We start from the raw sequence: 14868 nt of genomic DNA on the forward strand, positions 1-14868 counted from the left end.
GTGTAATTCTAAATTTACTAGTTCAGAGTATTCTTTATTTGATATTATGATTATTATTTAATAATATGTTTTTTGAAAATATCTTGTTTTTCTTCTTAAATTATAATTTCTGAAAAAAACTTTAAAGCCTTTTATAATTAGTTATTTTATTAGGGATCTGCTCTTTTTAGTTTTTAGGTTTATTAGTTAAGAAGTCAGTTTTCCTATTTTTTGTTAAATAAGAATGTAAATATGTTTTGTTATTTACTTATAATAACATTAACTAATTATGATACTAATTTATGGATATTGGTCATTTAGTATTGTTTGCTTAACATAAACTGGATGTAAAATTATCCTTATTATGATCAATTAGTTATGGTTGTAATTATAGTTATGAAGATCTTATTTGAATTTAGATTCATCAAAAAACATTTTTTAACTATAATTAAATTTTTTTAAAAATAATATATGTTAGTAACTTAAAATTATATTAAGTAGCTATTAGATTTTTAATCTATTCTTTTTTATTTTGAAGAGTCAAAAAATATTTCTTATTTTCGATGATGATATGTTCTTAACTAAAGAATAATTAGACGCAAAAATATTTTATAAAACTTACTTACTCTATGCTTTGTTTATTATATATGTTGTAGAGGATAGAGAGTGAAATATTATTACTATCCTTTTGGCTCCTTAATTCCTAATCGCCACGGATACAGTAAAGACTACCGTTACGGATTCCAAGGACAAGAAAAAGATGACCAAATTAAAGGGGAAGGAAATAGTGTAAATTATGAAGCTCGTATGCAAGATACGAGAGTTGGACGATTTTTGAGTATTGACCCTTTAGCTAATAAATTCCCTTGGTATTCTCCATATCAATTTGCTGGAAATACTCCTATCCAAGCAATAGATTTGGATGGCGCAGAAGAATATCATTATACTAGAATATGGGTTAATGGTAAGCCAATATTAAAATACACACATTCAAACGATATATATGAATACAAATGGAATCCACATAAAGATACTGAATCAACGGTAGGATTCTATTTGTGGGAACAGGTTAAAAATCCAAGAAAACTATATGTTGTTCATGAAGAAAGAGAAGGAACATGGGAAGAATTCGATAAAGTTAAATTTGTAACTTATGATGAAACTTGGACTTATACTTCACATGATAACATGGTAGAAAATAAAGATGGTGATTATGGTGGAGAGAGATATCAGTTTTATGCAATGAAAGGATTGCAGGCAGTTAGTGAAGAACAAAGAATGCAAGGTGGTGGAGGTTCGACTGTTAGTGGTTCAGTTGAATTGTCTAAATCTAGTTTAAGAGCTGTTAAAAGTCAAATAAAATCATGGAAAAACACTATTAGAAAATTTGATTTTACAAGTGCAGAAAAGAAAGCCCTTAAAACAGCAACTGGATATAGTAGACAGAGAATTGTTGATGATGTAGCTATTATTGATCAATTTGGTTTTTATAATGAAACTTCGCATAGTCAGATTAATTTGATAAAAGAAGCTTTCAAAAGACATGGAGCTAAATCTATTGAAATTAGAACTAATTCAGTAAATGAAAAAATGAAAAAAATATTGGAATCTAGAATGAAATCAGGTAAGGGAATTTTTGGACTTAAAATTGAAAAAAATATAGGTACTGGTTATAAACTATCGGGAAAATTATAATCTTATGAGATTAAATGTATTAAAAGCTAAAATAGAGAGAAATAATTTATTGACAAATGCTGGAAAATACTTTATAGATGAAACTTCTGGAACAATAAAAGAATTGAATGAACAAGAAAAAAAAGCTTTAGTAGGAATTCAAAATAAAGATAAAGGAGTTTACACTATTATTGGAGAACAGTTTGTTTATTATTTAACATCTTCTGGAAAGTGTGGGAAAATTTCGCATGATGAATTTATTGATGCATTACATGAAAATGCTTGTAGAATAGGAAAAGGCTACTTAAAGTTTAAATTTATGTATAAGAATATTGTTGTAAATAACAAAGACAAGGTGTGGTTACATAATGCCAATACTATGTTTTCCCTCTGGAATACAATCCTTTGGTTACAAAAACAAACCCCGTAGTCCCCAGCTCCCGCCCGAATCCTTTCGGGTGGTCAATCGATAACTATGGTTTTTCCAAATAATAATTGTTAAACTTTTCGATTATTTTTTGCGAATAATTCAATAACTTTATCTTGAAAAAACACAATAAGTCTTGCGAAGGGTAAGGAGTTTTTTACTTCTTACCTTTCAAAAGAAAATTTATATGTTTTTGATTAAGCTGCTTTTCTTTCGTATAGCTTATTATCTCTTACACAGGCGCAAATTCTATGCACTAGTTTGTTTCTAATATTGTTTATTATCAGCATTTTGTTTTTGCCTTCAGCTACTTTTCTTTCAAAATACTCTTTGAGTTCTCCTTTTGCTGAAATACAAGAAAGCGCACACATATGCAACTGTTTTTTGAGTGTTTTATTAGTCATATAATGGACTTTTGGTTTTGCTCTTACACTTTTTCCAGAACTGTATTCAAAAGGTACTACACCGCAATAACAAGCTAATTGCCTTGGGTTTTCATACATTGTAAACTCATTGGTAAAACAAATCAACAACAAAGCGGTTACTTTTCCAACTCCAACAACTGATGTTGTTTTTTCAAATAAATTGGTGAGTTTTTCATCATCTTTGATGACTTCATCCAATTCTTTCTCAATGTTTTTCAAATCTTTCTCTATTCCTTGAATGGTTGTTTTGGAATATTTTTCATTTAGCTTAGCCAGTTCTGGCTCAAAACTTTTGAGTTCATTAGTGTTTTTAATTAACAAGGCTTTGGTTTTTACCAAATGATCTCTAAGAGTCAGTAACTTTCTAATTTTATCAATTACTTTTCTTGGTGGTTGATAAAACTGGGCTTCTTCTTGATTTTTCATCGCATAATAGGCTATTCTTTCAGCATCTATTTTGTCATTCTTACCTCTTTGAATTCCTAAACTGCGAATAATTTTTAAAGACATTTCAACCCAAACAGAGAACTCTTTATCAAGCAAATGGGGGATAATTATTTTGCCATATAAACCTGTATGTTCAAGGCAAACTAAGGTGTTTTTCGCATTAGATTGATTGGATTTCAACCAAGCTATCAATTCTTTTAAACCTTTGCTATCATTAGTAAACTGATTGTGAATGCTGTTGTTTTTATCACCATTCAAAATCACTACTGCATCAAAATATTCTTTTAACACGTCGATTCCTAGAAAATTGCTAAATTTACTCATAGAAAAAGATTTTAAAATTAGCAACCAAGTTATTGAATCTTCTATCCAAGCCTTAATAATAGTCCTTTATGACTGAATAACTATTTGATACTGATTCAATAAAACTGACAAAGTCCTGATCGAAGGATAAGCCTAGAAACTTTGCAGTTCGAATGGTTTACTTTGTCAGTTTTGGTTGTTATTAAATTTACGAATTTTTCAAAGAACAAATCTAAAGGGTTGTTTGCTCATTTTTTTAGAAGAAAGCCAAAGAGGCTTTTCTTAAAAATGAAGCGCTCTCTTTTGGCTTTCTTCCAAAAAAATCGAGCACCACAAGGCTAAAGTGCCTGTAAACTAAAGGTAAACACTCGAAGGTTAGTAAATACTTGCCAATGGATAAAGGATAAATAAACGGATTTTTATATATTTGGAATATAGCAATACAAGACGTTCTTTAAAAAAACAGTTGTAGTTAGAGGTAAGGCAAGCGGAAAATTTTTTTAACGATTTTGTCAGAAAAGAGATACCCAAAGTAGTGGTAACCCTAGTAAAAAACGCATAAATTATTATCCTTTTGGTTCGCTCGTGCCTAACCGCCATGGTAGCTCAAAACCAAATGGTTATCGTTATGGATTTAATGGAAAAGAGGACGACTGGCAAATTAAAGGCGAAGGAAATAGTTATGATTTTGGGGCTAGGTTTTATGATTCGAGGATTGGAAGGTTTTTAAGCCTTGATCCATTACAAACAAAGTTTGCAAATTTGAGTCCATATATTTATGCCGCAAATAATCCTGTTTCTCATATTGATCAAGATGGTAAATACGCTCTTTTTATCCATTATATGCTTACTAGATACAAATTAATGAAATCAGGTATTTCAGAAGTCGTAGCTAATCTAATTGCACATTATTCTTCAACTTATACAAACAATCCAGCATCTAGATCTTCAACTTATGAAGGGGCACTGATGGGAAGAGTTATAGTAGATAAGAATGTAAAATATAGTCAAGGTAATAACTCAATTTTCAAAAGTATTGGCGGAGCTTTAAATGGAGATCAAGCCAAAGGAATACTTTATAAAAAATGGATCGATTACACAAGAACTAAAGATTCACAGTCTGAAGGTGCTGAAGCTCAAAAGTGGCATTCTACAAGAACTTATTCTGAATCAAATATTATATCAGCTCAAGTTTCAATTAACAGAAGCCTTAATAATGCTTGGAGTTTATTATTCGAATCAGCAAGTTTAAGTTCTATTCAACATATGGAAGCAAATACAAAAGCCGTAGAAAATCTTGGAATGGCATGCATACTTTGCAAGATGTACAAGCACATAAAGGGGCTATATTTAGATCTACTGCAAAAAATTTATTTGGATATTTTAGTTGGGATGGAAATACCCACGATTTGGACAATGATATGCATCCTAATGAATTTGATTTTAAAAGAGCTTCATTTGCAACTGAAAGCGCAATAATTGTCCACCAAGCATTAAATGGTGTTTATAAAGGAATAAAAAATGGGCAGAGAATTTACACAGAAGGAATGACGACTGAACAATTAGGACAACTTAATCAGGCTTTACAAAAAGGAGGTTATGAATTAATAGATATAGAGAGAACAGATGTTAGTAAGATACAAAAGAAAGGAAAACGTTAAAAAACTTTTTTTAGTTTTATGTTTGGTATGCGTTCTTTTTTCTTGCACAAGGACAAATTATTATTACACAGATTTAGATGATTCTAAATTAGAAGTTATAAAAAGAGAAACAAAAAAATATTCAATAATTATTTCTGTTATAGGTATTGATGACAAAATAGAAATTTTATCGAAAATTGAATCACTAGATGTAAAATTAGCTATTGATTCTCTCTCGTTAAAAATTAATGATTCAATTAGTAACTTCTACAAAAAGAAATTCTTCTAAGCAATGGTAATGAAGTTACTTTTAGAAATTTTTGTGAATTAGAAAAATATAAGGATAATAAAATCTCTAGAGAAAAGATTGTCAGATTTTATGTTAGTAATATAAGTTTTGAAAAAAATGAAAATATTAAGTTGAGTTTTTTAATAAATTCTAATGACCCATTAAATAGTGAAAGGTTTGAGTTTTTTATGAAGAAGAGATCAAGGTATCGCTTGGTTTATTAACCTGCATCTCCTTAAGTAATTCTATACAAAAGTGTCCGTTATAACGGAATTACTAGTAAATAAAGGGGTTTAGAGAGGGTATTTGAAATAAAAAAATCCCTAACGTTAATTTGTTAGGGATTTTTTTTATGATCTGTTTTTTGTGATTTTCCTAAAGGAGGTTGGTTTTTGTTTGGCTTGCACTTTCCACGATAATTTTAGCAAAAAGCGTCCCTTAATAAACACAAAACCAACTGTGATGCTGGTTTTGTTGTTTTATGGTTTTAATTTATCAAGGCTTTGATAGGTATTAAAAACGGAGTAAATGTGTACAATATTGTTTTCTTGGTCAATATTAAAATAAACAAGAAACGGAAACGATTTAAATGGTATAGCTCTTAAATGTTTGTATCGTACTTGGTAAAAAGGATTAGTTTCTAGGTTTTGATATACTTCTTCAAGTTGTTGGTCAAAATTAGCTACTGCAGAAGCAGAAAATTGACTGTAATACTCGTAGGCATTTTCAATTTCAAGCTGTGCTTGAGGCAAAATAAATAAACTATAAGCCATACTTTTCACGTAATTGGCTTAATTGTTCTCTAGCAGGCATAAAACTGGTTTTAGGTTCGTTTAAACGAGCGTCAAGTATTTTCTTTTGTTCTTCAGTTAGTGTAAAATCTTCTTCTTGTTTTTTCTCGTATTTAGCACCAATAAGTTCTAAAAATTCCAAAAAGAAATGTTGTTTATTATCTGGGATATTTACATTATATGAAATCATAACTTTACTTTTTTAGATAGATAATTGTTGTTGTAAATTACTTTTTAAAATAAAAGCATCTATTAACTCTTTTACAATGTGTTTTTTCTCATCCGAAAGTTTTTCGATAGACTTGAATTGATTCAATAACTCTTTATCGGTTAGGGTAATATTGGCTAAATCTTCTTTAGTACCATTTAATAAATATTCTGTGGTAACATTTAAGGTATTAGCGATTTTTGCTAATACATCAGCCGAAGGCATTGCTCCTTTGTTTTCATATCTTCCTATTTGCACGTGATGTACTTGTGCTAGCTCGCTTAACTCTAGTTTAGAAAGTCCTTTTTCGGTTCGTAATTGCTTTAATCTACTGCTAAAATCCATAACTATAAAGTTTATTAATTAAGCTAAATTAACTATAATGCAAGTAAAAAGCAAATAATTTGTGCGTTGTGGGTTAATTTTCAAAATTATAGTTTGTAAATATAAAAACTATTTAGTTTATTTCTGTGCGAATTAGTTAATAAGTTAAATTTTTAAAAATATTTTAAAAGATGAGTAATAACTTAAACACCACCAACCCCAACCACTACATCCACGAAACCAAACACTTAAAAATAGCCATTTAGGCGGTATCAGGTTCAACAATTTAGAAGCCTTACGAGTAACACTGGGAATACAAAAACTAAAATCAGAGCAAGTTCTAAGACAGAATATTGATTTATACAATGACACCAGTATAGAAAAACTCACAAGAAAAGTAGCCGAAAAACTGGAAATAGGCACAACAATCGTAAGAAGAGATTTAGACGCATTAACCAATGAACTGGAAAACTACAGACTGCAAGAAGTAGAAAGAACAGTCGAAAGTCAAAAGTCGAAAGTCAAAAGTTTGACTGAGAAAGAGATTAAACAAGCAAAGGAATTTTTAGCACAGGAAAATTTAATTGAACAAACACACAAAACTTAATCGGTAAATCGGGAGTAATCGGAGAAGAAATCAACCGCTTGTTAATGTACTTAATCTTTACCTCAAGAAAAACCAACAATCCATTACATTGTATATCATTAGGCAGTAGTGGAGCAGGAAAAACTCACCTGCAAAGTAAAGTAGCAGAACTTATTCCCGAAGAAGATAAAATAGAAATGACCGTTTTATCAGCCAATGCCTTTTATTACTTCAATCGCACGGAACTACAAAACAAACTAATCTTAATCGAAGATTTGGACGGAGCAGAAAGTGTACTCTATCCACTTCGAGAACTACAATCAAAGAAAAAAATCACAAAAACCGTTGTTCATAAAGACAAAAAAGGCACTACTCAAACCATCCATTTAACGGTGGAAGGTCCTGTAAGTGTGAGTGGTTGTACTACACAAGAAAGCATCTACGAGGATAATAGTAATCGAAGTTTTTTATTATACATCGATGAAAGCCAGGAGCAGGATGAAAAAATTATGTTCTACCAGCGTGCCGTGTCAGCAGGACAAATCAATTATGAAGAAGAAATACAAACTAAAATGTTACTTCAAAATGCACAAAGACTACTCAAAACCATAACGGTAAGAAATCCTTTTGCAATGCACTTAACACTTCCTCAATCCGTCTTTAAACCTCGAAGAACCAACGCCCATTATTTACAATTTATAGAAGCCATTACCTTTTACAAACAATACCAAAAGTTCCACCACATCGACAAAGAAACAGGAGAGGAATATATAGAAACATCAGTAGAAGATATACAAGAAGCCAACGAACTCATCAAAGAAGTGTTACTTAGAAAAAGCGATAGTTTATCAGGAGCGTGCAGAAACCATTTAGAAAACCTAAAAGAATATTTAAATCAAAGTAATCAAACTCAATTTTCCAATAGCGAAATAAGAAGAAATTTAAGAGTAAAAGAAACCACACTTAGACGATACAACACACAATTATTACTAGAAAACTAGATTAGAAAAGTAAAGAATAAAGTAGGTAAATCAAATTGTTATGAAGTAGTAAATATAGATGAATACAAAGACTTGAAAGACTTAATAAATAAAGCATTACAAGATTGTATGACACAAATACAACTCGCCAACTCGCCACAAACTAACCTTACTCAAAAAACGAAGTCAATCAAAATAAAATCAACTAGTTAAGTGTAAAAAGTAAAAATAATCCAAAAAATAACATACACCAAAAAATAATTATTAACCATAAACAAAATTCCCCTTTTGGGGTTAGGGGGCTTATGAAACAACTACACTTAAAAAACGAAAGCTATCGAGAAATACACAAGGATTTTAAAAACTGGTTGGATATATTAGGTTATGCGGAGAGTACACAAAAAAGTTTACCCAATCACCTCAAAGAGTTTTTTTATTACTTGGAAGAATACCAAATCAATCTAATAAATGTACAAACAATAAAAAACTACTATCATCATCTAAAAACCCGAAACAATCAAACCCGAGACGGAGGACTTTCCAACACCTATCTCAACAAGCACATACAAGCACTCATCAAATTGAACGACTACCTCAAAGCACACAACGCCAAACCACTTCCCATACATCTAAAACGAGAGGAATACAACCAAAGAGACTCTTTACAAATCCTCACCCAAGAAGAAATTAAACAATTATTTAAAGCTACAGAATACAGTAATGAACAGGAGCGAATTAGAAAAAGAGATAAAGTAATTTTAGTGTTATTATACAGTTGTGGACTACGACGAAATGAAGCGATAAACCTTGAAATCAAAGATATATTATTCGACAAAGAACGAATTTATGTTAGAAAAGGAAAAAACTATAAAGAAAGATATGTGCCAATCAACGATTACAATTTAAAGATTATTGAAGAATACATTTACGACTTTAGACCAACTTTTTACAATTATAAACAAACCGAATATCTATTAATCAATTACAGAGGGATACAGTTATTAGGACAAACACTATGCAACAGATTAAGAGCCATAGAAAAAGCAAGCGGTATTAGGGAAAGCCCCTCCTGTGGAGGGGTTGGGGAGGCTCTATTTACATCAAGTTATGGAAATACAAACATCAGCAACGTATTAAAAAAGCTAAGTGATGAATTAAAGCTAATCAACTACAATTATCAAAACGCAATCCAAATCAGAAACAGTGTAATAGTAAACTGGCTCAAATCAAACAATCTTCGAAAAACCCAATATCTAGCAGGACATAGATATATCAGCAGTACAGAACGCTACCAACAAGACAATTTAGAAGAACTTCACGAAATGATAAACACTTTTCATCCGGCAGTATAACACAAACTGTGTAAGTTAAAAAGTTATTCTGAAAAATTAGCTCGCTTAAAAGAGCTAAAATTTTTCGGAAATAACTTTTTAACGTTTTATATATTTACATAGTTATGATAGACAAAGAAGACTTATTAAACAACAAGGATTTTTTTAAATCCTTTAAAAATGGAGAAGATTTATCTTCCTTTTTTAAGCAAATGCATAAACGAGCAGTAGAACACATGCTCAATGCCGAACTAGATGCTCACTTAGATACCGAAAAACATCAAAAAACCTCTGACGGCAATTATCGTAATGGTCATGGAACCAAGAAGATTAAGACTTCCTTTGGAGAAGATCAAATTAAAGTCCCAAGAGATAGAGAAGGTAGTTTTGAACCTGTTTTAGTCCCTAAAAGACATAATATTATTGATGGTTTAGAGAATGTTATCATTTCATTTTATGCTAAAGGAATGAGTGTTAGTGATATTGAAGAGCAAATCAAAGAAATGTATAATTTTGACATTTCAACTTCTACCATTTCAAGAATTACTAATGCAGTAGCAAGTGAGATAGTAACCTGGCAAAACAGACCATTAGATGAAGTTTACTTAATTGTTTGGATGGATGGAATTGTTTTCAAAGTTCGTGAAAACTCAAAAGTAATCAATAAAACTATCTATTTAGCAGTAGGACTTAATCATGAAGGACGAAAAGAAGTTCTTGGTATGTGGTTAGGTAAGAATGAAAGTTCAAGCTTCTGGATGAGTGTTTTAACCGATTTAAAAGCCCGCGGAGTGGAAGATATTTTAATAACGGCTACCGATAATTTAAACGGATTTACTCAAACCATACGTTCTGTTTTTCCTGAATCACAAACACAGATTTGTGTGGTTCACCAAATAAGAAATGCTTGTAGATATGTCGTATGGAAAGATAAAAAGCAATTTACAACCGACATGAAACTAGTCTATACAGCACCAACAAAACAAGCCGCCGAGTTAGCTCTAGAAGATTTTGCTCAAAAATGGGAATCTAAATATGGATATGCTATCAAATCTTGGAGGGAAAATTGGGACGAATTAACCATCTTTTTGACTTCCCGTTAGAAATCCGCAAAATTATTTATACCACAAATTTAATTGAAAATCTTAATGGGAAAATTCGCAAGTACACCAAAAACAAAATGTCGTTTCCAACAGATGAGGCGGTAATAAAATCGGTTTACCTTGCCTTAAAAGAAGCAACTAAAAAATGGTCGATGCCAATACAAAATTGGGGTATTGTTTTAAACCAATTTAATCTTATATTTGAAAAAAGGCTCAGATTATAAAATCCAAGCCTAAACTTTTTAACTTACACACTTTGTAGGATAGTGTCAATTGCTACGAACCAACAACTAACAACCGACAACCTTTTTACCTCAAATTACGGCAACACCAATATCAGCAACGTATTAAAAAAATTAAGTGATGAATTAAAACTAATTAATTATAATTATCAAAATGCTATCCAAATCAGAAACAGCGTAATAGTAAACTGGCTAAAACAAAACAACTTACGAAAAACACAATATCTTGCAGGAGATCGTTACATCAGTAGTACAGAAAGGTATCAGCAAGACAATTTGGAAGAACTCCACGAAATGATAAACACTTTTCATCCAATCAAATAATCTTCCAAAGAACAATCAATCAATAGGTGTTCACTCCTGGCTCGCTTTGTTCCAGTCATCACTTCCAGTCGCTTTTACAAGCTCCGTTCTCGTTCTTCCTTGCACACACTCTCTGCGTCGTTCACGCTTCGCTATTTTGTCCGTTATAGTTTTTAGTGTGTTCCGCTTCGCTTCACCTAAATCAAGGAACACGTCCAACGCTCGCCGTGTTGTGGCGGTTGCTCCCTGTACTCTCAGTACGCCCTGCAAGGTGTAGCGAAGCTACGCCGAATAGATTTGCTACCTGCTTCGTTCCTCGCAGTACGCTTCAGGGCTATGCTTTCAGCACATTGCTCCTCGTCCGCATCCTGTGTCGCAGGCTTCGGTACATTGCCGCAACACCGCCACATCGCTCCTCGGTAAGTAAAAAGGCTTTTTTATACCACTAACCGCATAACGCCTTTTTACTTCCCTGCGGTGCTTGGGGGTGTTAAACGTTACGCAGACTAACGCCCTTCGGTTGTTTGCTCATTTTTTTAGAAGAAAGCCAAAGAGGCTTTTTCTTAAAAATGAAACTCTCTTTTTTTGCTTTCTTTCAAAAAAATCGAGCACCATAAGGCTAAAGTACCTGTAAACTACAGGTAAACACTCGAAGAATAGTAAATACTTGCCAATGGATAAAGGATAAATAAACGGATTTTTATATATTTGGAATGTAGCAATACAAGACGTTCTTTAAAAAAACAGTTGTAGTTAGAGGTAAGGCAAGCGGAAAAATTTTTTAACGATTTTGTCAGAAAAGACATACCCAAAGTAGTGGTAACCCTAGTAAAAAACGCATAAATTATTATCCTTTTGGTTCGCTCGTTCCTAATAGGCACGGATACAGTAAAGACTACCGTTACGGATTCCAAGGACAAGGAAAAAGATGACCAAATTAAAGGGGAAGGGAATTCTTTGAATTATACGTTTAGAATGCACGACCCTAGGGTGGGAAGGTTTTTTGCTAGAGATCCATTAAGTTTTAATTTTCCTTGGAATAGTCCTTATGCTTTTTCTGAAAATAGGGTTATGGATGGAAGAGAGTTAGAAGGTTCTGAAGTTACCCTTATTGATCCCAAGAAAGATGCAACTATTTATAATGAAGCAGTAAAAAATACCGATAAATCTGCTGTACACGTATATATGCACGGTTCACCTTCTTCTTTCGATTTAACAGGTAACGGTAAATGGACTGATAAACCTGGAGAATTTAAAGCTGTTTTAGAGAAAAGTGATGTATATAAAAATGCTAAAAGCACTGAAAAAATTGTTGTTGTTTTACATTCTTGTAGGACAGGTCGATCTTTCTTTAAAGAAAACGGTCAATACCTCAAAGCAATCGCACAGAAAATAAGTGCTGAGTATCCTAATTTAATATTAATCGCACCAGACGAAAGAGGAGCATTTATTCCTGGGAAAGAATTAGGCCCTAGAAAAATCACAAATGCCAAAAACAAAAGAGCCGATCCAGTTGATGGAGAACACGGAAAAGTAGATATTAATACTCCTGGTCATTGGAATTTATTTGAAGGAGGGGAATGGAAAGGACAATTTGATGCTGATTACAATGGTATGAGTGCTCCAAGTGCTTGGGACTATATGTTTAACTATACAGATGTTGATGTGACCATAACGGGAATAACAACAGTTAATAATTTAAAAGTTAGGACTACAGCAGGTTATGGTAATAACGTTATTAAGCAATTACCTAAAGGATCATCATTAAATCTTACAGGAAAAGTTGATGGTGCTTGGAAAGAGATTTCATTAGGTGGAGATAAAAAAGGATGGGTTAATAGTAGTTATGTTGAAGAAAATGTATCTGTTGAAGTTGGAGATAAGAAAAAGAATAAATAAATTTAAAATAAAAAATGAGTAACTATAAAAAGGTATTTAGTCTAATTTTAATTATTTCAAATGTTGTTTTTGGAATATTATTCTTTAAATATTATAATAAACATAAAGAGCAAATATTGTTTTCGAAATACCAGAATAAACAAGAAAAGAAATATCAAGAAAAATTAAATTATAGAAATTTTAAAGTTTATAATGAGGTATTTAATAAAAAAAACTATTCAATATATAAAGAATGTTTTAATTATGAATATATGGAACATCCAGTAGATGCCTATTTATTGGCAAACACTTATTATAATTTAACAAAAAAGAGTGATGTTTTAAAAGATATCGATTTAGCAAAAAGACAATTGGCAGATATTTATAATGAAGATTGATTAACTATTTATTTTAGAACAAAATAAACATAAGACTAAGCTCAGATTATAAAATCCAAGCGACACTATCCTACAAAGTGTGTAAGTTAAAAAGTTTAGGCTTGGATTTTATAATCTGAGTCTTTTTTCAAATATAAGATTAAATTGGTTTAAAACAATACCCCAATTTTGTATTGGCATCGACCATTTTTTAGTTGCTTCTTTTAAGGCAAGGTAAACCGATTTTATTACCGCCTCATCTGTTGGAAACGACATTTTGTTTTTGGTGTACTTGCGAATTTTCCCATTAAGATTTTCAATTAAATTTGTGGTATAAATAATTTTGCGGATTTCTAACGGGAAGTCAAAAAGATGGTTAATTCGTCCCAATTTTCCCTCCAAGATTTGATAGCATATCCATATTTAGATTCCCATTTTTGAGCAAAATCTTCTAGAGCTAACTCGGCGGCTTGTTTTGTTGGTGCTGTATAGACTAGTTTCATGTCGGTTGTAAATTGCTTTTTATCTTTCCATACGACATATCTACAAGCATTTCTTATTTGGTGAACCACACAAATCTGTGTTTGTGATTCAGGAAAAACAGAACGTATGGTTTGAGTAAATCCGTTTAAATTATCGGTAGCCGTTATTAAAATATCTTCCACTCCGCGGGCTTTTAAATCGGTTAAAACACTCATCCAGAAGCTTGAACTTTCATTCTTACCTAACCACATACCAAGAACTTCTTTTCGTCCTTCATGATTAAGTCCTACTGCTAAATAGATAGTTTTATTGATTACTTTTGAGTTTTCACGAACTTTGAAAACAATTCCATCCATCCAAACAATTAAGTAAACTTCATCTAATGGTCTGTTTTGCCAGGTTACTATCTCACTTGCTACTGCATTAGTAATTCTTGAAATGGTAGAAGTTGAAATGTCAAAATTATACATTTCTTTGATTTGCTCTTCAATATCACTAACACTCATTCCTTTAGCATAAAATGAAATGATAACATTCTCTAAACCATCAATAATATTATGTCTTTTAGGGACTAAAACAGGTTCAAAACTACCTTCTCTATCTCTTGGGACTTTAATTTGATCTTCTCCAAAGGAAGTCTTAATCTTCTTGGTTCCATGACCATTACGATAATTGCCGTCAGAGGTTTTTTGATGTTTTTCGGTATCTAAGTGAGCATCTAGTTCGGCATTGAGCATGTGTTCTACTGCTCGTTTATGCATTTGCTTAAAAAAGGAAGATAAATCTTCTCCATTTTTAAAGGATTTAAAAAAATCCTTGTTGTTTAATAAGTCTTCTTTGTCTATCATAACTATGTAAATATATAAAACGTTAAAAAGTTATTTCCGAAAAATTTTAGCTCTTTTAAGCGAGCTAATTTTTCAGAATAACTTTTTAACTTACACAGTTTGTGTTATACTGCCGAAAAACCCAATATCTAGCAGGACATAGATATATCAGCAGTACAGAACGCTACCAACAAGACAATTTAGAAGAACTTCACGAAATGATAAACACTTTTCATCCAATCAAATAATCT

13 protein-coding genes and 2 pseudogenes are annotated in these 14868 nt (G+C 31.6%); 10 read left to right on the forward strand and 5 right to left on the reverse strand.

What is annotated here, in order from left to right; genetic code table 11:
• Positions 1 to 645 precede the first annotated feature (645 nt).
• Together JJC03_RS13185 and JJC03_RS13190 are read left to right on the forward strand one after the other, a co-directional pair.
• Positions 646 to 1674, forward strand: a complete 1029-nt coding sequence (locus JJC03_RS13185; RefSeq protein ID WP_088445515.1) for an RHS repeat domain-containing protein — start codon at positions 646 to 648, stop codon at positions 1672 to 1674.
• Between the two features lie 4 nt (positions 1675 to 1678).
• Positions 1679 to 2083 (forward strand): hypothetical protein, encoded by a 405-nt coding sequence (locus tag JJC03_RS13190; RefSeq protein ID WP_088445514.1) that lies wholly within the window; start codon positions 1679 to 1681, stop codon positions 2081 to 2083.
• 194 nt (positions 2084 to 2277) lie between these two features.
• On the opposite strand, the gene JJC03_RS13195 is transcribed toward JJC03_RS13190, so the two are convergent.
• Positions 2278 to 3276, reverse strand: coding sequence for an IS110 family RNA-guided transposase (locus JJC03_RS13195; protein WP_235873451.1), 999 nt, complete (start codon positions 3274 to 3276; stop codon positions 2278 to 2280).
• A gap of 537 nt (positions 3277 to 3813) precedes the next feature.
• On the opposite strand from JJC03_RS13195, the gene JJC03_RS13200 reads away from it, so the two are divergent.
• On the forward strand, positions 3814 to 4734 hold the full coding sequence (locus JJC03_RS13200; RefSeq protein ID WP_258932626.1) for an RHS repeat domain-containing protein: 921 nt from the start codon (positions 3814 to 3816) through the stop codon (positions 4732 to 4734).
• Positions 4677 to 4916, forward strand: a complete 240-nt coding sequence (locus JJC03_RS13205) for a hypothetical protein (RefSeq protein ID WP_235873453.1) — start codon at positions 4677 to 4679, stop codon at positions 4914 to 4916. Before JJC03_RS13200 ends, JJC03_RS13205 begins: the two co-directional genes overlap by 58 nt.
• A gap of 747 nt (positions 4917 to 5663) precedes the next feature.
• Here the strand turns inward: JJC03_RS13205 and JJC03_RS13210 are convergent.
• The 3 genes from JJC03_RS13210 to JJC03_RS13220 are packed head-to-tail and all read right to left on the reverse strand — an operon-like array spanning position 5664 to position 6528.
• Positions 5664 to 5957 (reverse strand): type II toxin-antitoxin system RelE/ParE family toxin, encoded by a 294-nt coding sequence (locus tag JJC03_RS13210; protein WP_088445478.1) that lies wholly within the window; start codon positions 5955 to 5957, stop codon positions 5664 to 5666.
• Complete coding sequence (locus tag JJC03_RS13215; protein WP_088445479.1) at positions 5947 to 6165, reverse strand: hypothetical protein; 219 nt, start codon at positions 6163 to 6165, stop codon at positions 5947 to 5949. Before JJC03_RS13215 ends, JJC03_RS13210 begins: the two co-directional genes overlap by 11 nt.
• Positions 6166 to 6177: 12 nt before the next feature.
• Positions 6178 to 6528: a helix-turn-helix domain-containing protein gene (locus tag JJC03_RS13220; protein ID WP_088445480.1), complete on the reverse strand. Its 351-nt coding sequence runs from the start codon at positions 6526 to 6528 to the stop codon at positions 6178 to 6180.
• A 630-nt stretch (positions 6529 to 7158) separates the two neighbouring features.
• On the opposite strand from JJC03_RS13220, the gene JJC03_RS13225 reads away from it, so the two are divergent.
• The 6 genes and pseudogenes from JJC03_RS13225 (at position 7159) to JJC03_RS13250 (ending at position 13328) form a co-directional block, all read left to right on the forward strand.
• On the forward strand, positions 7159 to 8094 hold the full coding sequence (locus JJC03_RS13225; RefSeq protein WP_235873454.1) for an MTBMA_p00010-related P-loop-containing protein: 936 nt from the start codon (positions 7159 to 7161) through the stop codon (positions 8092 to 8094).
• Between the two features lie 284 nt (positions 8095 to 8378).
• Positions 8379 to 9425 (forward strand): tyrosine-type recombinase/integrase, encoded by a 1047-nt coding sequence (locus JJC03_RS13230; protein ID WP_235873455.1) that lies wholly within the window; start codon positions 8379 to 8381, stop codon positions 9423 to 9425.
• 104 nt (positions 9426 to 9529) lie between these two features.
• Positions 9530 to 10731: pseudogene (locus JJC03_RS13235) on the forward strand (IS256 family transposase).
• Positions 10732 to 10773: 42 nt separating this feature from the next.
• Positions 10774 to 11073 (forward strand): site-specific integrase, encoded by a 300-nt coding sequence (locus tag JJC03_RS13240; protein ID WP_235873456.1) that lies wholly within the window; start codon positions 10774 to 10776, stop codon positions 11071 to 11073.
• 834 nt (positions 11074 to 11907) lie between these two features.
• Complete coding sequence (locus JJC03_RS13245; RefSeq protein ID WP_235873457.1) at positions 11908 to 12951, forward strand: SH3 domain-containing protein; 1044 nt, start codon at positions 11908 to 11910, stop codon at positions 12949 to 12951.
• Between the two features lie 14 nt (positions 12952 to 12965).
• Positions 12966 to 13328, forward strand: a complete 363-nt coding sequence (locus JJC03_RS13250; RefSeq protein WP_088445526.1) for a hypothetical protein — start codon at positions 12966 to 12968, stop codon at positions 13326 to 13328.
• 108 nt (positions 13329 to 13436) lie between these two features.
• Here the strand turns inward: JJC03_RS13250 and JJC03_RS13255 are convergent.
• Positions 13437 to 14638, reverse strand: a pseudogene (locus JJC03_RS13255) (IS256 family transposase).
• Positions 14639 to 14868 lie beyond the last annotated feature (230 nt).

The sequence above is a fragment of the Flavobacterium oreochromis genome (assembly GCF_019565455.1).
GTDB classification, from domain to species: domain Bacteria; phylum Bacteroidota; class Bacteroidia; order Flavobacteriales; family Flavobacteriaceae; genus Flavobacterium; species Flavobacterium oreochromis.

Coding starts and splice junctions, on each gene's coding strand:
- JJC03_RS13190 (WP_088445514.1), top strand. CDS start 1,679: ATGAGATTAAATGTATTAAAAGCTAAAATAGAGAGAAATAATTTATTG.
- JJC03_RS13195 (WP_235873451.1), bottom strand. CDS start 3,276: ATGAGTAAATTTAGCAATTTTCTAGGAATCGACGTGTTAAAAGAATAT.
- JJC03_RS13205 (WP_235873453.1), top strand. CDS start 4,677: ATGCATCCTAATGAATTTGATTTTAAAAGAGCTTCATTTGCAACTGAA.
- JJC03_RS13210 (WP_088445478.1), bottom strand. CDS start 5,957: ATGGCTTATAGTTTATTTATTTTGCCTCAAGCACAGCTTGAAATTGAA.
- JJC03_RS13215 (WP_088445479.1), bottom strand. CDS start 6,165: ATGATTTCATATAATGTAAATATCCCAGATAATAAACAACATTTCTTT.
- JJC03_RS13220 (WP_088445480.1), bottom strand. CDS start 6,528: ATGGATTTTAGCAGTAGATTAAAGCAATTACGAACCGAAAAAGGACTT.
- JJC03_RS13225 (WP_235873454.1), top strand. CDS start 7,159: ATGTACTTAATCTTTACCTCAAGAAAAACCAACAATCCATTACATTGT.
- JJC03_RS13230 (WP_235873455.1), top strand. CDS start 8,379: ATGAAACAACTACACTTAAAAAACGAAAGCTATCGAGAAATACACAAG.
- JJC03_RS13250 (WP_088445526.1), top strand. CDS start 12,966: ATGAGTAACTATAAAAAGGTATTTAGTCTAATTTTAATTATTTCAAAT.